19 protein-coding genes are annotated in these 20667 nt (G+C 42.2%); 6 read left to right on the top strand and 13 right to left on the bottom strand.

All coding sequences use genetic code 11. The annotated features are described in order from the left end of the window. Positions 1-514: 514 nt before the first annotated feature. From rimO to tsaD, 7 genes are all read right to left on the bottom strand, one after another. Positions 515-1828 (bottom strand): 30S ribosomal protein S12 methylthiotransferase RimO, encoded by a 1314-nt coding sequence (rimO, locus tag M3090_RS13935; RefSeq protein ID WP_249057323.1) that lies wholly within the window; start codon positions 1826-1828, stop codon positions 515-517. Then, entirely contained in the window at positions 1829-2788 is a 960-nt protein-coding gene (gene ftsY, locus M3090_RS13930; protein ID WP_249057321.1) for a signal recognition particle-docking protein FtsY, read from the bottom strand. 154 nt (positions 2789-2942) lie between these two features. After that, complete coding sequence (locus M3090_RS13925) at positions 2943-3101, bottom strand: DUF4295 domain-containing protein (protein WP_010537996.1); 159 nt, start codon at positions 3099-3101, stop codon at positions 2943-2945. A gap of 18 nt (positions 3102-3119) precedes the next feature. Then, on the bottom strand, positions 3120-3308 hold the full coding sequence (gene rpmG, locus M3090_RS13920; protein ID WP_002560155.1) for a 50S ribosomal protein L33: 189 nt from the start codon (positions 3306-3308) through the stop codon (positions 3120-3122). Between the two features lie 21 nt (positions 3309-3329). Further along, entirely contained in the window at positions 3330-3590 is a 261-nt protein-coding gene (gene rpmB, locus M3090_RS13915; protein WP_249057318.1) for a 50S ribosomal protein L28, read from the bottom strand. 243 nt (positions 3591-3833) lie between these two features. Beyond that, complete coding sequence (locus M3090_RS13910; RefSeq protein WP_249057330.1) at positions 3834-4307, bottom strand: CinA family protein; 474 nt, start codon at positions 4305-4307, stop codon at positions 3834-3836. Between the two features lie 122 nt (positions 4308-4429). Continuing rightward, positions 4430-5452 (bottom strand): tRNA (adenosine(37)-N6)-threonylcarbamoyltransferase complex transferase subunit TsaD, encoded by a 1023-nt coding sequence (gene tsaD, locus M3090_RS13905; protein WP_249057317.1) that lies wholly within the window; start codon positions 5450-5452, stop codon positions 4430-4432. A 142-nt stretch (positions 5453-5594) separates the two neighbouring features. Between tsaD and M3090_RS13900 the strand changes: the two genes are divergently transcribed. Then, positions 5595-10124 carry a translocation/assembly module TamB domain-containing protein gene (locus M3090_RS13900; protein ID WP_249057329.1) on the top strand — a complete coding sequence of 1510 codons (4530 nt, stop codon included), beginning with the start codon at positions 5595-5597 and terminating at the stop codon, positions 10122-10124. A gap of 140 nt (positions 10125-10264) precedes the next feature. Here the strand turns inward: M3090_RS13900 and M3090_RS13895 are convergent, their stop codons facing one another. The 4 genes from M3090_RS13895 to M3090_RS13880 form a co-directional block, all read right to left on the bottom strand. Beyond that, positions 10265-10723 carry a DUF4293 domain-containing protein gene (locus tag M3090_RS13895; RefSeq protein ID WP_249057315.1) on the bottom strand — a complete coding sequence of 153 codons (459 nt, stop codon included), beginning with the start codon at positions 10721-10723 and terminating at the stop codon, positions 10265-10267. Next, positions 10720-11055 carry a DNA-directed RNA polymerase subunit omega gene (locus tag M3090_RS13890; protein ID WP_249057313.1) on the bottom strand — a complete coding sequence of 112 codons (336 nt, stop codon included), beginning with the start codon at positions 11053-11055 and terminating at the stop codon, positions 10720-10722. Before M3090_RS13890 ends, M3090_RS13895 begins: the two co-directional genes overlap by 4 nt. Positions 11056-11097: 42 nt before the next feature. Continuing rightward, a complete protein-coding gene (locus M3090_RS13885) occupies positions 11098-11901 on the bottom strand; it encodes an outer membrane protein assembly factor BamD (RefSeq protein ID WP_249057311.1) in 804 nt (267 codons plus the stop codon). Positions 11902-11978: 77 nt separating this feature from the next. Continuing rightward, positions 11979-12404 (bottom strand): ACT domain-containing protein, encoded by a 426-nt coding sequence (locus M3090_RS13880; protein ID WP_249057309.1) that lies wholly within the window; start codon positions 12402-12404, stop codon positions 11979-11981. Between the two features lie 140 nt (positions 12405-12544). Here M3090_RS13880 and uvrB point away from each other — a divergent pair, with 140 nt between their 5' ends. Continuing rightward, on the top strand, positions 12545-14590 hold the full coding sequence (gene uvrB, locus M3090_RS13875; RefSeq protein ID WP_249057307.1) for an excinuclease ABC subunit UvrB: 2046 nt from the start codon (positions 12545-12547) through the stop codon (positions 14588-14590). A 109-nt stretch (positions 14591-14699) separates the two neighbouring features. After that, on the top strand, positions 14700-15179 hold the full coding sequence (locus tag M3090_RS13870; RefSeq protein WP_249057305.1) for an HU family DNA-binding protein: 480 nt from the start codon (positions 14700-14702) through the stop codon (positions 15177-15179). Between the two features lie 471 nt (positions 15180-15650). On the opposite strand, the gene M3090_RS13865 is transcribed toward M3090_RS13870, so the two are convergent. After that, on the bottom strand, positions 15651-16226 hold the full coding sequence (locus M3090_RS13865) for a flavodoxin family protein (RefSeq protein ID WP_249057327.1): 576 nt from the start codon (positions 16224-16226) through the stop codon (positions 15651-15653). A gap of 173 nt (positions 16227-16399) precedes the next feature. On the opposite strand from M3090_RS13865, the gene M3090_RS13860 reads away from it, so the two are divergent. Beyond that, positions 16400-17227 (top strand): patatin-like phospholipase family protein, encoded by an 828-nt coding sequence (locus tag M3090_RS13860; protein WP_249057304.1) that lies wholly within the window; start codon positions 16400-16402, stop codon positions 17225-17227. Here M3090_RS13860 and M3090_RS13855 read toward each other — a convergent pair. Beyond that, complete coding sequence (locus M3090_RS13855; RefSeq protein ID WP_249057302.1) at positions 17151-19076, bottom strand: NAD(+) synthase; 1926 nt, start codon at positions 19074-19076, stop codon at positions 17151-17153. The genes M3090_RS13860 and M3090_RS13855 overlap by 77 nt on opposite strands. Before the next feature lie 297 nt (positions 19077-19373). Between M3090_RS13855 and M3090_RS13850 the strand changes: the two genes are divergently transcribed. Continuing rightward, positions 19374-19802 carry a Fur family transcriptional regulator gene (locus M3090_RS13850; RefSeq protein ID WP_249057325.1) on the top strand — a complete coding sequence of 143 codons (429 nt, stop codon included), beginning with the start codon at positions 19374-19376 and terminating at the stop codon, positions 19800-19802. Positions 19803-19836: 34 nt separating this feature from the next. After that, positions 19837-20394 (top strand): NADH peroxidase, encoded by a 558-nt coding sequence (locus M3090_RS13845; protein ID WP_249057298.1) that lies wholly within the window; start codon positions 19837-19839, stop codon positions 20392-20394. Positions 20395-20667: the final 273 nt, after the last annotated feature.

Raw genomic sequence — 20667 nt, 5'->3', positions numbered from 1 at the left:
GAACTCACGTTAAATAGAGAATATTTATTTTATTCAGTTTTATTTTATTCTCGTATTATTTCGAATCAGACTCATCATATGAAAAAAGCACTTTCTCGTTTCGTTTATCAGTAATAAGTACATTCCCATTTAAGGGCACAGGCTCGAAATGAGAAAAAGGCTTATTAATAACTTCTTTAGATTAGAATTGTCTGGGTAAAAAATATTTTGGTATAACCTGAGATTCCAATACATCCTTTGGTTTTAATGTTAATACTTTCTCATAGCTCAATAACGGAGTACTAGTTTAGGAGGAGCAATAACCGTTGTTTAGTAAGAAAGCTAACCGAAACTTGTTCTAATCTCTTTTTACCTCATATACCAGAGCCTTGTATGTTATATGTTAACAGAATATCCTTTTTCTAGTTGATTAGTCATTTTCTCTAATAAAGAAGCTACCATACATATTAGATGTTTCTTGGGTAGAACATCTAAAATTACTGGCAAGTTTCAATATAAAATATTATTCATGTTATTAGCTATTTTCTAAAACGACATTTCCATAAAGATCAAAATCTTCTGCTGATACAATTTTTACCGGATAAAAATGTCCGATTTGTAACTGCAAATTTTCATTCCGCTCAATCAGCACCTCTGGGTCAACTTCTGGTGAATCGAACTCACTCCTTCCAATATAATAATCCCCTTCTATACGGTCGATTATAACTTTCAATTGTTTTCCAATTTTGGATTTCCCCAGCTCTGCAGATATTTGGGTTTGTATGGCCATAAGCTCATCTAGACGTTTTTCTTTAACTTCTTGGGGAATATTATCTATATAGTGTTGAGCTGAATATGTGCCTTCTTCCTCAGAATAAGCAAAAGCTCCCATCCGATCAAAACGAATTTCTCTTACAAATTTTTTTAGCTCCTCAAAATCTTCTTCTGTTTCACTTGGAAATCCAACCATTAAAGTCGTTCTTATATGAATATCCGGTATTTCTTCACGTAATTTTCTAATAAGGTGATATGTTTCAGCTTTAGTTACGTGGCGTTGCATTTGTGCCAATACATTATCACTGATATGTTGTAAAGCGATATCAAGATATTTACACACATTAGGACGTTCGCGAATGACCTTTATTAGTTTTTCTGGGAAGTGAGCTGGATAAGCATAATGAAGCCGAATCCATTCTACGCCAGGAATATCAGCCATTCGCTCAATAAGGTCTGGCAACATTTGTTTTTTATACAAGTCTATTCCATAGTATGTTAGTTCCTGGGCTATGACCTGAAACTCTTTTACCCCTTGTGACACTAAATACCTGACTTCATCTAGAATCTCTTCCATAGGACGAGAAATATGGTGTCCTGTAATAATGGGTATAGCACAATAAGCACAGGTACGATTGCATCCCTCAGAGATTTTTAAATAAGCATAATGTGCAGGTGTAGTTAAAACACGTTCGATATGAAGCCGTTCGTCATAACTTTTCCCCAAATCTTGCAACAAATTCTTCCAATCAAATTTTCCATAAAATTTGTCTACCTGTGGGATTTCTATGGATAATTCTTTCAGATAACGTTCAGAAAGACATCCCATAACATACAGTTTTTTTAAGTTCCCCTCTTCTTTAGCTTGCGCAAATCTCAAAATCATATTAATAGATTCTTCTTTTGCATCGCCAATAAAACCACAGGTATTGATGACTGCAATTTCTCCATGAGGATATTGAGCATCATGAGTGACATGATAACCAGCCGCCTTTATCTGACGCATTAATCGCTCTGAATCCACCAGATTTTTAGAGCATCCCAGTGTAACTATATCGATCGTTGTTCGTTTCATTTATTTTGAGTCTCCAAATAAAGAGTTTACAAATTCATTCTTACGAAAGACTTGCAAATCGTCTATTCCTTCGCCTAAACCTATATATTTTACAGGAATTTTAAACTGATCAGAAATGCCAATAACTACCCCCCCCTTAGCCGTTCCGTCTAGTTTTGTTATTGCCATAGAAGTTACTTCTGTTGCCAAAGTAAATTGTTTTGCTTGTTCAAATGCATTTTGCCCGGTAGAACCATCTAATACCAACAAGACTTCGTTTGGAGCATCAGGCAAAACTTTCTTCATGACATTTTTTATCTTTGTCAATTCATTCATCAACCCCACCTTGTTATGGAGCCTTCCAGCAGTATCAATTATAACAACATCAGCTTTATTTGCCACGGCTGAGCTAAGCGTATCAAAGGCAACTGAAGCAGGATCTGCTCCCATTTTTTGTTTGATCACAGGCACCCCTACACGATCACCCCAAATTTGCAGTTGTTCTACTGCCGCAGCTCTAAATGTATCAGCCGCACCTAAATAGACTTTTTTCCCAGCTTTTTTGTATTGATATGCCAATTTTCCAATGGTTGTGGTTTTCCCTACTCCATTTACACCTACTACCATAATTACATAAGGAGGTTTCGTGATAGGTGCCTCAAAGTCATCTATATCTTTTGAGTTATTCTCAGACAATAGAGCTGCGATTTCATCACGCAAAATGTTATTCAACTCTTGCGTATTCATGTATTTATCCAAAGCTACCCTCTTTTCTATACGCTCTATGATTTTTAAAGTAGTTTCTACTCCTACATCAGACGTTATTAGAACTTCTTCTAAATTATCTAGAACTTCATCGTCTACTTTTGATTTTCCTGCTACAGCACGGGCAATTTTTCCGAATACACTTTCTTTCGTTTTAGATAATCCCTTGTCTAAGGTCTCTTTCTTTTCTTTTGAGAAAAAACTAAATATTCCCATAACTTCATTTGTTTATGACAAAACATTATGCTACAAAGATATAATAAAATAAAACGCGCACAAAATAAAACTACCCCTTTGTGCTCTAAGAAAAAGGAATCCCCTTATTAGCTTTTAGCTAACAAGGGGATTCCATATACGGCATTGTTACTTATTATTTCTTGAAAAAGTCCTGAACTTTTTCATTAGCTACCATTTGTTCGTCAAAAATATAAGCACCCGTCTTGGGAGACTTAACCATCTTGATAACCTTTGTATAGGCACGACCTTCTTTTGAACCTTCGTGCAAACTTGCTACTGTTTTCTTTGCCATGAGTGGTTATTGTTTTAATTATTTAATTTCCTTATGTACGGTTACTCTTTTCAAAATTGGATTGTATTTTTTCAATTCCAATCTTTCGGTCGTATTCTTTCTATTTTTCGTTGTGATATAACGAGAAGTTCCCGGCATACCGCTGTCTTTGTGTTCAGTACATTCCAATATAACTTGTACTCTATTACCTTTTGCTTTCTTTGCCATATTTGTATCTCCTCTATATTTTTAGCCGATAACTTTAATGTCTTTCCAATCGCAATACCCCTTAGCTACTGCATCTTTCAAAGCTGCATCCAAGCCTTTTTTATTAATGATGCGCAAGCCGTTTGCACAAATGCTCAAGCTAATCCAGCAGTCTTGCTCTACATAATAGAATTTTTTATTAAACAAGTTCACATCAAATGTTCTTTTGGTTCTTCTTTTGGAATGTGAAACATTGTTGCCAATCATGGCCTTCTTTCCGGTAATTTGACAAATCTTCGACATCTCTATCTCTTTTTTATAGTTTTATCTTGTTACTTATTTCAAACAGAGCGCAAAGTAACTACTTTTATTGTTAACACACAAGTTTTTTTTGAAAAATAATCGTTCTGGCAAGGATATTTATGCCATTCTCCTGCTTCTTTTCTTTCGAGAACCTCGCATTTATCATTTTCTCATAAAGAAAAAAGGTGCATTTATAAAGAATTACCTTATTGAACGATGTTGATTATATATAAACATTTTATTTTAACTTTTCTCTAATTCTTCACAGAGTAAAGACAAGGAGTCTATAATGGTTTTTTGTACATTTAGAGAACGTCCTAAATCTCCGCTTTCTTTTTTTGTGATGACTTTTCCATTGCATGCAACAGCTATCCAAATTGTCCCAACAGGTTTCTGAATGCTTCCTCCTCCCGGGCCAGCGATGCCCGATGTGGCTATGGCACAGTCACTTTTCATTGATTTCATCACCCCTTGAGCCATCTCGATAACAGTTTCTTGGCTTACAGCTCCATATTTTTTCAAAGTATTCGGGGAGACGCATAACAAATTTATCTTTATCTCATTGGAATAGGCCACAATACCTCCTTTAAAATATTCAGAACTTCCTGGCACAGATGTTATTAATGCAGCAACACCTCCTCCTGTACAACTTTCTGCCGTTGTAAGGGTCATTTTCTTGGCTCTCAACAGTTCACCTACTTTTTCTTCAATATTCATAGTCAGCATCCTGCAAGCTTTTATTTTTTTGAATTCACCGTTTTGTTCTTCTTCGCACAAACGTAGCCTTTTGTTCGGAATAACCGTGCCTTTTGTTCGGAAGGCATAAAGAGCCTTTCTGTTTACTGTAGAGTCACACGGGAATATGCGGGAGCATCTATAGGGCAGAATTCTTTGCTCAAGTATTTGAAGTAGCCAGTAATAGCTATCATAGCTGCATTGTCTGTCGTATAGCTGAATTTGGGGATAAATATCTTCCATCCATATTTTTGTGCATGTTCTCGGAAGGCGTTTCGCAACCCATTGTTAGCAGATACTCCTCCTGCTACGGCCACTTCTTTTATGTTGTATTGCTTGGCTGCCTTACGCAATTTTTCCATCAAAATATCAACAACTGTTGCTTCTAGCGAAGCAGCCAAATCCGCCTTATGATGTTCGATAAAATCAGGGTCTTCCTTTATCCAATCACGCAAAGAATATAAAAAAGAGGTTTTCAAACCGCTAAAACTATAATCTAATCCGGGAATATGTGGCTTACTAAAAGTAAAAGATTTGGGGTTTCCTTGTCGAGCCAATTTATCGATTATCGGACCACCTGGATATCCTAATCCCATCACTTTAGAGCATTTGTCGATAGCCTCACCGGCCGCATCATCAATGGTTTGGCCAAGAATCTCCATTTCGTTGTAAGATTTTACCAGAATGATTTGAGAGTTGCCTCCTGAAACCAACAAGCATAGAAAAGGAAACGCAGGCAATTCATTTTCTTCGCCTTTTACTTGAATAAAATGAGCTAACACATGACCGGTTAGATGATTGACATCAATCAAGGGAATATTCAGAGAAAGTGCAAGTCCTTTGGCAAAGGATACGCCTACTAATAAAGATCCCATTAAACCAGGCCCTCGTGTAAACGCAATAGCACTCAATTCATTTTTATTTATACCAGCACGCTTCAAAGCTTCATGAACTACCGGGACAATATTTTGCTGGTGAGCACGAGAGGCTAATTCCGGTACAACCCCTCCATAGGCTTCGTGTACAGCTTGGCTGGCAACTATATTGGAAAGCAAATAACCATCTTTTATGACGGCTGCCGAAGTATCATCACAAGAAGATTCAATTCCTAAAATAAAAGTGCTCATAATATATTTGAATTAAACCTTGCAAAAATACAGATAAAAGTAGATTCTTAAGGTATTATTTGCTATTTTTGTTCGCCAAATACAAAAAAATACTTGTCCTATCAAAAAGCTGAAAAGAACTATACGGATTCTCATCGGTATTATTATTGGATCTTATATCGGTGCTATATTGTTGTTGAATTTGCCCTATGTTCAGCAACAACTCTCTATTTTTTTATCCAAACAGCTAAGTGCCACATTGAAAAGCGACCTGCGGATAGAGAAAGTATACATCGGTTTTTTGAATCGCATTGTCATAGAAGGACTGGAACTGAATGATTTGTCGGGTAAAGAAATGTTGAAAGTCACCCGCTTATCTGCAAAGTTTGACATTTTGCCTCTGTTTAAGAAGCAAATATCCATCAGCAATATACAATTATTTGGTTTTAATGCCGCCTTGGAGAAACAGACGCCAGAAAGTCTGCCTAATTACCATTTTATATTAGATGCACTAGCCTCCCAGGATACAACAAAAAGGAACGATGATTTGCATTTACGCATTAATTCTTTGCTCATACGCCGAGGAGAAATTTCATATGATGTGCGTTCAGAGAAAAAAACGCCCGGTAAGTTCAATCCCGATCACCTGCATTTCAATAATATCATTGCAACTATCTCATTGAAAGCATTGCAGAAAGACTCAATCAATGCTTTTATAAAGAGATTCAGCGTTGAAGAAAAGAATTCAGGATTCCAACTTAAAAAATTGGAGTTACGACTTATTGGAAATGAAGAAGGAGTTGTTGCCGACAATTTCTTTATAGAACTTCCTCATTCTTCCATTCAAACAGATTCCATCTATATACGTTATGATAGTTTGGAAGCACTTAAAGATCCCATGCGCAATTTGCGTTTTTCTATTCATATGCAGCCATCAGTAGTTGTCATGAAAGATTTTGCTCCTCTATTGCCAGCCTTTGCTTCATTTAATGACCCTTTACGAGTGGAGATTGCTGCAAATGGAACAATCGATCAGTTAAACTGTCCTTTATTTGCCGTATCTTCCTTGCATAATCATTTTTATCTAAGAGGCGACGTCTCCTTGCAAGACCTTTCACATCCGATTGATTCTTATGTATTTGCAAATCTTTCTCGACTATATATAGACCGTGTTGGGATAGATTTTCTAGTGCATAATCTCAATAAAAATGCGACAAAGGTTCCTTTTATATTAAATAATCTGGGAACAATTTCTTTTAATGGAGAATTGTCTGGCTATTTTACTGATCTCGTTACTTATGGTAAACTTCGTACGGATTTAGGAGAACTAAACACAGATGTGAAGATTACATCAAATAAAGAAGAAAGCTACGTCGCTTATTCAGGAAGAGTAAATACAGAAAATTTCGATTTAGGTACTATGCTGTCCAATCCTAAATTGGGAAAAATTGTTTTCAATATGGATGTAAATGGCAATCATCGTCAACACCAATATCCTCAAGTATTTTTAAAGGGTTTAATCTCGTCTATTGATTATAGTCAATATACTTATGAAAATATAACCTTGGATGGAGCCTATAAAGATGGAGGGTTTAGTGGAAAGATGGCTATGGATGATAATAATGGCTCATTTTTGCTGAATGGTATTATCAATACTACGGGGCAAACGCCTACTTTCAACTTCTTAGCAACATTTGACCACGTACGCCCTTATGATTTGCATTTGACATCTAACTATGAAGGTGCTGAATTCTCTGCTAGATTGAGAGCAGATTTTACAGGAGGCTCTATTGATGAAATGGATGGTGAGATTAATCTGGACAGTCTAACTTTTACAGCTCCAGAAAAACACTATTTCTTAGATAATCTTAAAATTACAGCAAGTAATAAAAATGAGAAAGGAAAAACATTGAATATTAGCTCTAAATTTATAGAGGGAAATATTTCCGGCGATTATTCCTACCGAACTTTGCCAACAAGTTTTTTCAATCTTATGCAATGGTATATGCCTGCATTGCTGCCTGATAAAAAAGAAAAGAAAGAGAAAAAGCAAAAAAGTAAAAATAATTTTCATTTCGATCTGCACATTTATGATACAGATCTTATCTCAACCATTTTTGATATTCCTATAAAAATCTATACGCATTCAACAGTCAAAGGATATTTTAATGATGAATCCAATCGTTTACGAATCGAAGGCTATTTCCCACGAATGCGTTATAAAACGAAATTTATAGAATCAGCAATGTTGTTGTGTGAAAACCCTCACAATCAGATTCGAACTTCTTTGCGTTTTACAAATAGAAGAAATAGCGATGCTATAAATATTGCCGTAGAGGCAAGTGCGCAGAATGACAGTATACAAACGGTTTTAAATTGGGGAAATAGTAGTGGGATAACATATAGCGGACAATTGTCTGCACTTGCTTGCTTGATAAGTAAACATCCCACAGAAATTCCCAATAAACAATCTCTGCATACAGAAAAGGCTCCTTTAAAAACAATCATTCATATTCGACCAACAGAGATTATTCTTAATGATACTCTTTGGGAGATTCACCCTTCTGAAGTCGTCATTGATTCGGGAAAAATTCAGATTAATGATTTCAATTTTGCACATAAAGAACGCCATTTAAGTATTAATGGAACTATTTCCCATTCCTTAGAAGATACAGTTCGCGTAGATTTAGAAGATATCAACATTGGTTATGTATTTGATATTGCAAATTTAGGAATAAACTTCCAAGGAGAAGCCACTGGAACAGCCTTTGCCAGTGGTGTTTTAGAAAAACCTATAATGAGCACAGAACTGTTCATTCGCAATCTAGGACTAAATGAAGGTTTGCTTGGTGATGCACAAATTCATGGAGAATGGCATCATGATGTGAAAGGTATTTATTTGAATGCACAAATTCGGGAAAAAGATAAAGCTTTAACTCACGTAGATGGATTTATATATCCAGTAAAGCCAACTAGCGCACTTGATTTGCAGATAAAAGCCCATGGCACAAACTTGAAGTTTATTCACCATTATATGCGGAATGTTACATCAGAATTTAAAGGACGTGTGTGGGGAGATGTGCATTTCTACGGACGTTTTAAAGCATTAACAATGGAAGGACAGGTTCAGAGTGATGCTTCATTCAAAGTAGATGTTTTGAATACAACTTATTTGATTAAAGATAGTATTCTTATAAAGCCTGATGGTCTGATATTTAATAATAATCGAGTTTTCGATACACAAGGCCATGAGGGAAGAGCCAACGGTTATCTTCATTATCAACATTTTAAGAATTTGGAGTATCGGTTTAACTTCAATGTAAATAACATGCTGGTAATGAACACTTCTGAATCACCGGATTTTCCTTTTTATGGGACGGTATATGCCACGGGCAATGCTACTATTGCCGGGAATATGAATGATGGGCTTAATATTAATGTAGCGATGACAACAAACTCCAATAGTGTTTTTACTTATATAAAAGATAACGTATCATCTGCAGTCAGCAATCAGTTCATCAAGTTTGTAGATAAAACTCCTCGGAGAACAATACACGAAACTATTCTTTCTGATTATGAAATGGCACAATTGGAAATAAAAGCTGAAGAAGAAAAAGAAGAAGATACAGACATTCACCTGAACTTATTGATAGATGCCACTCCTGATGCAACCATGAAAATAATCATGGATCCAATGACTGGTGATTATATAAGCGGAAAAGGAGCAGGAAGCATACGTACTGAATTCTTTAATAAAGGAGATGTAAAAATGTTTGGTAGCTATAAAATCGATCAAGGAGTTTATAAATTTAGTCTTCAAGAAGTAATTCGGAAAGACTTTGTCATAGAAAAAGGAAGTACAATATCTATTAATGGTTCTCCATTAGATGCCTTTCTGGACATTAAAGCCAATTACATCGTAAACTCTGCTTCTCTAAATGATTTAATACCCAACGCGAACGAATACGTCAATCAAACCAATGTAAAAGTTAATTGTATCATGGCCATTTCCGGTCAATTAACCGCACCTGATATTAAACTAGATTTAGATTTACCCAACGAACGCGAAGAAGTTCGAGCTTTGGTGCGTAATTATATTCCAACTGATGAACAAATAAATATGCAAATACTTTATTTATTAGGCATTGGTAAATTTTATGCTCCAGAAAATACAGGCACCACAGATAGCTCCGATATGATGTCAAGTGTTTTGTCCTCTACGCTTTCTGGCCAATTAAATAATGCGCTCGCTAATATTATAAATAATAATAATTGGAATATTGGGACAAATCTTAGCACAGGTGAAAAAGGATGGACAGACGTTGAATTTGAAGGTATGCTTTCCGGACAATTACTAAATAATCGATTACTTATAAATGGTAATTTCGGATACCGAGATAATCCATTAGCAAATACGAATTTTGTAGGTGATTTTGAAGCGGAATGGCTTGTAAACCGCTCAGGAAACATACGTTTAAAGGCTTATAACGAAACAAACGACCGCTATTATACTCGAACTAACCTTACCACTCAAGGTATTGGAATTATCTTTAAGAAGGATTTTGATAAATGGTCTGAACTGTTTTTCTGGAACAGATGGAAGTTCCGGAGATTGAGAAAAAAGCGAATAGCTATTGAAGCCGATTCCTTATCGCACGACAATAAAAATGCTATAACTACTCAATCGAAATGATGCAATGGTCATTAATTCTTTCTTAGTTTAGGCATAATGAAAGAAAAAGAAAATACTGGAAAATAAAGAGGCACTTGAGCATTCTAAAAAGAGATTTTACGATGCTCAAGTGCCTCTTTAACCATTCTTACTATAAACTTTCATCTAAGCCTATCTGCTGCTTTCACTAAATTTTCATCATGATGTATAGCACGATTAGCCAACCATGTCAAAATAATTGAAACTAATGGTAAACAAAGCGGCCATCTTATCTGAAAGCTTGTATCAAACAACTTTTCCTTCAATACTGATAGAAAAAAAATAAACGCAATATAATATCCACAGATTACAATTATGCTAAAAATGCTCATACGCATTTGTAACATTCTATTACGAAATAGGAATATTGTACAAACTTGAATCAGAGCACTTAACAACGAAAGAGCAAATAATCCCCACGTAGATAAGAATGTATTATCTGATAATGTAACTCCTAATGGTTTAAATATACCGGTTATTATACCTTCACTATCGATAAAATATCCCGTGGGGAAGCATAAAAAAACTACAATGGATACGGCTGCTAACAATAAATAAACCGACTGAACTCGTTGTATCATTGCAATTTGTCTTTCTCCTTTGCAGGATTGCGATAATAAATTTTCCCTTCAATGTATTCTTGAGTTGCAATCAAAGTTGGTTTGGGCAATTTTTCATAATAGCGAGATATCTCTATCTGTTCCCGGTTCTCAAATACTTCTTCGAGGTTGTCGTTATAAGATGCAAATTCTGCCAGTTTCTTAGACAAATCATTCTTTATTTCAACACTGATCTGATTAGCACGTTTTGCAATTATTGCCACTGTTTCATAAACATTACCCGTGTCTTTGCACAAATCCATCATATCACGGGTTACCGTAGTAGTCGGGGCATTCGTTTTTCTGTAGTCCATATATCAATTACCTATTAAATTCTATTATTGTTTTCAATCAAGTTAGTCTTTTAATATTTTCTGAGATTCTTCAAATATGTGGTTAGCTTCTTTGGCATACTTGCTTTCTGGGAACTCGTTCATAAACGCGTAATATTCATCAACAGCTTCTCGATAACGTTCCTCTTTCCTCTCTTCTACACTATAAACGGCAAGTTCATATTTAGCTCGTAATATAAGTATAGACAAGTCTTCACGTAAGTTTGTATAAGGATAATCTTTCAATGCATTTTGAGCTGTGATGACACATGACAGATAGTTATTTCCCAGGTAATTTCCTAAGTTATAATATAATTTTGCAGATAAATATTCTTTCATAACCAACTTATCTTGCAAAGCAAATATCATATTTTGTGCTTCTTCTTTTCTGGAGCTCTGAGGGAAATATTCCAGGAACATTTGCAATTGTTGGATAGCACTATAAGTTCCCGATTGGTCTAAACGAGGTTCCGGGGTGTCTAAAAACAAGGCTTTACCTGCATGAAAACGTGCTAATTCAGTATAGGTTCCTCTTGGATATACATTATAATATTGCATGAAGGTCTGGGCAGCGGTCTGATAATCTTCTTGATTATAATAGCTCATCCCCAACATATAAAGTGATTCTTCTGCTTTGTCTGTTCCTTTCAGGATTGTGATCAATTCGTTCAATAATACAATTGAACGACTATACTGACCTTTCGCGAAGTAGGCTTTAGCTGCCTCATATTTATATTCGTAATCGGTACTTTTAAGTAATTTATTATATTCCCCACATGAGGAAAGCACGCTTACGGCCAACAGAAATATAAAGATGTTTTTTTTCATCGCTTTACAGAAATAATGCGCAAAGATAGAGGTTCATGCCGAATCTACCAACGATGTGCGCCTTAATTTTTCAAAAACTATAATTTATACAAATCGTTAGCTGCCAACAAATCAACTTTGGCCGTTGTCAGTATGCGAATGCAATCATTTATGTTGTTAGGACGGATGACGATGTTAGCGATGTCTCCGTTTGCAAAAGAATACATATATTCAATGAAAACGCCTTCATCGGATAAGAGGCGTAAGATTTTGGCCAATGCTCCGGGGACGTTGGGACAGCTTATGCCAATCACGTCGGTGATGTTTACGGCGAAATGTTTGTCTTTCAACGCGGCATAAGCCTTGTCCGGTTCTGAAACGATGCCTCGCAAGATGCCAAAGTCTGCGTTTTCGGCAATGGAAAGGGCGGACAGGTTGATGCCATTTTCGGCCAGAACTTCTGTTACTTCTGTCAATCTGCCGGATTTGTTCTCCAGAAAAATGGAAAGTTGTTTTGCTATCATAGTTGTTTCTGATTTCGATTTTGTTATTTTTATGTCGGTTCGTTCAAATGGATGAATCTGCAAAAGTTCTACCGCAAAATAAATGATTTTTTTGCTTATATCAAAGATTTTGCCGAATATTGCCGTTGTTTATAGGAAAAATGAATAAGTTTGAATTGACATCAAGTTACAGTCCTACCGGAGACCAGCCCGAGGCCATCGCCCAACTGACGGATGGGATTCGCCAGGGGCTTCCTGCACAAACCTTGCTGGGAGTGACCGGGTCGGGGAAAACGTTTACCATAGCCAACGTCATTGCCAATATCAATAAGCCGACATTGATTTTGAGCCATAACAAGACGCTGGCTGCCCAGTTGTATAGCGAGTTCAAGGGCTTTTTCCCGAAGAATGCAGTCGAGTATTATGTGTCTTATTACGATTATTACCAGCCGGAAGCTTACCTGCCGTCGACGGACACGTATATAGAAAAGGATTTGTCTATCAACGATGAGATAGACAAACTGCGCCTGGCGGCCATTTCTTCGTTGCTGTCGGGGCGGAAGGATGTGGTGGTAGTGTCGTCTGTGTCGTGCATATACGGCATGGGGAATCCGTCGGATTTTTATGACAATGTCATCGAGATAAGGTGTGGCAAGGCGTTCAGCCGGAATGTGTTCCTGCGGCGGCTGGTAGACAGCTTGTACGTGCGCAACGACCTGGAACTGGCGCGGGGACGTTTCCGCGTGAAGGGGGATACGGTGGACATCTGGCTGGCTTACGCCGATACGTTGCTGAGGGTGAACTTCTGGGGTGACGAGGTGGACGGGATTGAGGAGGTGGACCCGGTGAGCGGAGTCTGCATGGGGAGGATGGATGAGTATAAGATTTATCCGGCCAACTTGTTCATGACGACGAAGGAGAACACGCTGAGGGCCATTCATGAGATTGAGGATGATTTGAGGACGCAGGTGGAGTGGTTCGAGGAGCGGGGGCAGATGCTGGAGGCCAAGAGGCTGCAGGAGCGGGTGACGTATGACATGGAGATGTTGCGCGAATTGGGGCATTGTGCGGGGATAGAAAACTATTCGCGGTATTTCGACAACCGGGCTCCGGGGACGAGACCTTACTGTCTGCTGGACTTTTTTCCGAAGGATTACCTGACGGTGATTGACGAGAGCCATGTGAGCGTGCCGCAAATCCGGGCCATGTATGGCGGGGACAGGGCGCGGAAACAGAACTTGGTGGAGTATGGTTTCCGCCTGCCTGCGGCGTTTGACAACCGCCCGTTGAAGTTTGACGAGTTCGAGGAGATGACGCGGCAGGTCATCTATGTCAGCGCCACACCGGCCGAGTATGAGCTGGCCAAGTCGGAGGGTATCGTCGTGGAGCAGGTCATCCGCCCGACGGGATTGCTGGACCCGGTCATCGAAATCAGGCCGAGTCATAACCAGATTGACGACTTGATGGAGGAGATTCAGGTGCGTATCGAGCGGGGGGAACGGACGTTGGTAACGACGCTGACCAAGCGGATGGCGGAGGAGCTGACGGAATATCTGCTGAACAACCACGTGAGGTGCAACTATATACATAGCGATGTGGAGACGCTGGAGCGGGTGAAAATCATGGCCGACTTGCGCGAGGGGGTGTATGACGTCTTGATAGGTGTCAACCTGTTGCGCGAGGGGTTGGACTTGCCCGAAGTGTCGCTTGTCGCCATCTTGGACGCGGACAAGGAGGGGTTCCTCCGCTCGCACCGCTCGCTGACCCAGACGGCCGGGCGTGCGGCACGCAACGTGAACGGGCGCGTCATCATGTATGCCGACACGGTGACGGAGAGCATGCGCCTGACCATCGACGAGACGAATCGCCGCCGGGAGAAGCAGTTGCGCTACAACGCAGAGCACGGCATCACGCCGCAGCCGCTGCACAAGTCGCGCCCCGCAAACGTCTTCGCGCAGGCGGCAGGCAGCGGGCAGGCCGACGGGGAACCGAGGCGGGAGCCGAGGCCGTATGCGGGGATGGAGCCGGAGAAGACGGTGGCTGCCGACCCGGTGGTGCAGTACATGAGCCGCGAACAACTGGAGCGAAGCATCGCCCACACGCGGCGGCTGATGCAGGAGGCGGCCAAGAGGCTGGACTTCATCGAGGCGGCGCAGTACCGCGACGAGGTGGTCCGCCTGGAGGATTTGTTGCTGGAAAAGAAATGACGGCGCGCAAGCGTCATGTGATAAATAACTTAATTTATTAACCCCTCCCGCCCGTCTGTGCCGGTCCGGGCAACCGGAAACGGGGCGGGAACTAAAATCTTTTTTTACGATGACTATTCTACTTAGAACTATCGCAAAGATAGACATTAACAATCCGGACGGCCCGAAGAAGTGGTATCCCACGCAAGTGACGACCGCCCAAGTGGACGAAACCCAAGTGGCAATGGACATTGCCGAAGAGACAACGCTGAACCCTTCTGAAGCGATGATGGCCTTGCGCCAGCTACGCAAAGTGGTTCTACGCCACCTGCTGGCCGGCGAAAGCGTCAAGCTGGGCGACTGGGGGAGCTTCAGCATCTCGCTGACTTCCGCCGGGGGCGCAGCCACCAAAGCCGAGGTCAACGCGAACAGCATCAAGAAGGTGAACCTGAAGTTCAGACCCAGCGAAGCGTTTAAGGCCGACTTGCAGAAGGCCACCTTCACGTGGGTCGAGAAGCTGGCCGACGGCCGTTCGTCCGGCAGCACGGAGGGCACGGAGCCCGGCACCGGCGAGGACGATGACGACAGCGGCCAGGGCACTTTCGGTTGACCCTTCGCCCGTCATCCCGCAGGCTTGCACCGGGGCATCTGCCCAATTGCCTCCCGCAAGCCTGCGGGATTTTTTTGTGCATCACGCCGACTTTCCGTCCGCATCACGCGTACTTTCCGCCTGTAACACGCGTGTTACCCGTCTGCATCACGCGTGTTACCCGTCTGCATCACGCGTGTTACCCGTCTGCATCACGCGTGTTACCCGTCTGCATCACGCATGTTACCCGTCTGCATCACGCATGTTACTCGTCTGTATCACGCATATTACCGATTTGCATCACGCGTGTTACCGATTTGCATCACGCGTGAAGCCCGTCTGACATCACGCGTGAAAGCCTCCCGACATCACGCCTATTAACAAACCAAAACACGCGTGATGTCCAGACCCTTTCACGCGTGATGTCAGACACCCTCTGCACCAGCTCCCAGAAGGCCTCCTGAGAGGGGGGCGGAAAGCCGGACGCAGCCGTCAGCCGCACAGCCTCCTCACCGCCCGGCGGCACCGCTCCAGGTCGCGCCCGTCCACCGGGCGCTGCCGCGTCCCCCCACGCTCGATGCAGCCCGCCACCCGGAAACCACTCCACCGCAACACCTCGCGCAACGCCCGCACCGTCCCCCGCGACTGGCGGAACCACACGTTGAAAGGCCACGGCGTCGTACACGTCACCACCAACCACGCCCGCCGCCCCTCCAGCAACGGACGCGGCATCCCCCGGCGGCCCTCGCCCATCATGCCATAAACCATCCGGTCGAACAACACCTTCAACGTCCCCGGCATGTTGCCCCAATAACACGGCGTACCCACCACCAGCACGTCACACCACCGCAGCAACTCCAGCACCCGCTGCGCGTCATCCGGCGGCAGCACGCAGCGCCCCTCGCCCCGGCACACCATGCACCCCGTGCACGCCCGCACCGACAGACTCGACACCCGTTCGCACACCACCTCGGCTCCCCGCGCCCGCGCCTCGTCGGCCATCGCCTCCAACATCCGTGCCACACCCCCGTCCCTGCGCGGGCTGACATTCAAAAACAGCATCTTCATCCTTCTGCATCTCCTTTCTTCCTTCTGAAAAACACAAACATTCCCACGGAAAAAACCGCAAGAATCCGTATCTTTGTCCAGCCCGGCTCCCGTCCGCACACCGCCGTCCGGCCCTGCGGCATCCCCCGGGTTACACATTATTATATTATATACTACACATTATTATATTATATATGGAAACACACCCTTCTGCCGCCCTCGTCCTCTCCATGGGCGGAGCACGCGGCATCGCCCACATCGGAGTCATCGAAGCACTCCTCGCACACGGCTACCACATCACCTCGCTTGCCGGCAGCTCCATGGGCGCCCTCGTCGGCGCCATGTACGCCACCGGCCGCCTCGAAGCCTGCAAACAATGGCTCTGTACCTGGAATCGCCGCAAGATGTGGCAACTGGCCGACCTCAGCCTGAGCCGCGACGGTCTGGTCAAAGGCGACCGCTTCATCCGCGAACTCTCCCGCCTGCTGCCCGACGTCAACATCGAAGACCTCCCCCTGCCCTACGCCGCCCTTGCCACCGACATCACGAGCGGTGAAGAAGTGAAGTTCGACCATGGCAGCCTGTTCGACGCCATCCGCGCCTCCATCTCCATCCCGATGCTCTTCCGCCCCTTCCGTCAGGCCAACCGGCGGCTCGTCGACGGCGGCATCCTCAATCCCCTGCCCCTGGCCCACGTCACGCGCACTCCCGGCGACCAGCTCATAGCCGTCGACGTCAACGCCCCCGCCTCCCCCCTACGGGCACGCCGGCAACTCAACCCCTACCAACTGATGACCCGCTCTTCACGCCTGATGATGCAGCAAATCACCCGCTATCAACTGGCCCAGACACCACCCGACCTCCTCATCAGCCTCTGCGGCGATGACTACGACATGATGGAATTCTTCCGCGCCGAAGAAATCGTCGAAGCAGGCCGACAGGCGGCTAAAGAGACGCTAAGTCGCGCAGCCATGCTTCCGCAGACGCATCGCTCGGCATCCGCCAATCCCCGCGCGGACTGAGCGAAATACTCCCCACCTTCGGCCCGTCAGGCAGGCACGAACGCTTGAACTGCTGGCTGAAAAACCGCGAGCAAAACCTCTGGAGCCAATACTTGATAGTCTCCTCGTCATACGTCCCCTGGAAGGTACGCTTCGCCAGGTAGTGAATCTTGGAAGGCCTGAAGCCGAAACGCATGAAATAATAAAGAAAGAAATCGTGCAGCTCATAAGGGCCTACCAAATCCTCTGTCTTTTGCTGGATATTCCCCTTCTCGTCTGCTGGAATCAGCTCCGGGCTGATGGGAGTATCCACAATGTCAAGCAATGTCCGGCGCGAATCTTCGTCCGTGCTATGCTCCGCCACCCATTTTACCAGGTACTTAACCAACGTTTTGGGCACACTGGCATTCACTCCATACATGGACATATGGTCGCCGTTGTACGTCGCCCATCCCAAAGCCAGCTCCGACAAGTCACCCGTGCCTATCACCAGCCCGTTCGCCTGGTTGGCAATATCCATCAGGATTTGTGTCCGTTCACGGGCTTGCGAGTTCTCATACGTCACATCGTGCACTTCCGGATTGTGGTGGATGTCCTTAAAATGTTGCATACAAGCCTCCTTGATGCTCACCTCCCGTACAGTCACTCCTAAAAAGTTCATCAGGTCAATGGCATTGCTGTGCGTACGGTCGGTAGTTCCGAATCCAGGCATCGTCACCCCGATAATTCCCTTCCGCGAGAGCCCTAACTTGTCAAACGTCTGTACACACACCAACAAGGCCAACGTGGAATCCAACCCTCCCGAGATGCCGAGAACGGCAGACTTGGCATGAGTATGAACCAATCGTTGTGCCAGGCCTGCGACTTGTATGGAGAAAATCTCTTCACAACGTTCATCCAAGGCAGCGCCTTGCGGCACAAAAGGATGTGGGTCGAACGTACGGGTCAGTTGACATTCTCGTTCGTTGATACATTCCGTAGAAATACGTATCGGTGCCTCTCGTACCATACATGCACTACACGATGCAAACGTCGTATTTACACGGCGTTCCATGCGTAAACGTTCCACATCAATCTCACTGATTACGATTTGCTCGTCAAATGAAAAACGCTTGTTTAAGTTTAACTGGGTGCCGTTTTCATATATCAAAGCATTCCCGGCAAAAACTACATCAGTGGTCGACTCTCCAAAACCACATGAACTAAATACATAACCGGCAATGCATCGTGCCGATTGCTGGGCAATGAGTGAGCACAAGTAAGAGTGCTTTCCTACTCCTTCGTTGTCTGCTGATAAATTGAAAATAATTTCTGCTCCCTGCAACGCCAAGCTCGAACTTGGTGGAATCGGAGCCCAAAGATCTTCACAGATTTCAATGCCGAATGTCGTCTTTGACGTATCAAATAGCAGATTGCTACTCATAGGAATGTTTTGCCCACACAGCCGCACACTCTTTTCGTCAACCTGAGTAGACGATGTGAACCACCGTTTCTCATAGAACTCTTTATAGTTAGGCAGATAGGTCTTAGGAACGATTCCTAATATTTTCCCCTTTTGAATGACTACTGCTGCATTTAACAAAATACCGTTCAAAGCCACGGGCATACCAACGATAGAGATAATATCCAACTGGCGTGTATTATTTAAGATTTGCATTAAGCCTATTTCCGCATTTTCTAATAGAAGCTGGTGAGCAAACAAATCTCCGCATGTATATCCAGTCAAGCACAACTCGGGAAAAACTATGATTTCCACCCCTCTTCCATCTGCAATAATAATTCCCTTCTCGATTTGTGCGGCGTTAAATGCGCAATCAGCAACCTTTACATGAGGTATTGCCGATGCAACTTTCACGAATCCATAATTCATAATTTCTATTTTGCTTTTTATTTATAAAGAATTCGGGTTAAACACATATTATTTAAACTTCAAAATGATAAATGCACCTATATTTAGTAGACAATCAAGCAATAAAGCAATTTCCATTTTCGACCATTTCCTTCATGTTGCATATAATTTGAGCCCTGATTAGCGAAACAAAGGTACGCTTTTTCATAAAAAATCGAATATTCTATGCTTTTTTTTCCAAAAATATTTGGTCAATTAAAGAATAATCCCTTTCTTTGCAATGAAAATAAAAATGTAATAATTACAAACCTGAAAACAATGGATGTTTTAGAACGATTGCAAAGTCATCATATCAAACCTTCCGTGCAGCGAATAGCTATTATGGATTATTTGATGAAGCATCGTACGCATCCTACGGTGGATGAAATTTACATAGCACTTTCGCCATCCATGCCGACTCTTTCTAAAACGACTGTATATAATACATTGAAGTTATTGACTGAAAATGGAGCTATACAAACGTTGACAATAGACGGTCGTAACACGTGTTATGATGCAATAACTACACCTCACGCTCATTTCTTTTGTAAATGTTGTGGACGGATTTACGATCTTGTGCCGACGGTAAGTGATTCACATCCAGGTGAGATGGAGCGCGAAGGACATCAAATACAAGAAATTCATCATTATTATAAGGGTATTTGTAAACATTGTATGCAAGAAAAAGGTTATATAAATAATAATTGATTAACTAATTCTAATTTTTAAGGAGGAATTTAATATGAAAAAGTTTAGATGTACAGTATGTGGTTATGTTTATGAAGGTGATGCAGCTCCCGAAAAGTGCCCTCTTTGCAAGGCTCCTGCCAGCAAATTCGTAGAAGTAGAAGAACAAAATGCTGGTGGTCCGCTGGTATTTGCTGATGAGCATGTTATCGGTGTAGCAAAAGGTTGTGATGATGAAATGATTAAAGATTTGAATAATCATTTTATGGGTGAATGCACTGAAGTTGGCATGTATCTTGCAATGAGTCGTCAAGCAGACCGTGAAGGTTACCCTGAAATTGCAGAGGCATTTAAACGCTATGCTTGGGAAGAAGCTGAACATGCTTCAAAGTTTGCAGAACTGCTTGGTGACTGCGTTTGGGATACTAAGACTAATCTAGAAAAACGCATGGAAGCAGAATGTGGAGCTTGTGAAGATAAAAAACGTATTGCGACCCGTGCAAAAGCTTTAAATCTGGATGCAATTCATGACACTGTTCATGAAATGGCCAAGGATGAAGCTCGTCATGGTAAGGGATTCGAAGGTCTGTACAATCGTTACTTTAAAAAGTAATTGATTTATAAGTAAGCAAAGAAAAAAAGATATACTCAAAGTTAAGTATATCTTTTTTCTTTGCTTACTTACTCGTAACTTGATGGATATAAAGATTGCAATGCAGTAGAATATAATTAACGTGAATTCGATATAAGGAATAAATTTATTTGTTTGAGAATTAGCAACATAGCGATAAAAGCCTTAATTTTATAGTATCCAATTATAACATTTAAGCGATTACCACTATATTCTCAGAGGCTAAAGTTACGGAGATTTATTGCAGGGCGGATG

Origin of the sequence: Bacteroides sp. ET71 (genome assembly GCF_023336905.1) — a bacterium.
Taxonomy (GTDB): domain Bacteria; phylum Bacteroidota; class Bacteroidia; order Bacteroidales; family Bacteroidaceae; genus Bacteroides.
The sequence above is the reverse complement of the archived record's forward strand: the minus strand, read 5'-3'. Positions and strand labels throughout refer to the sequence as shown.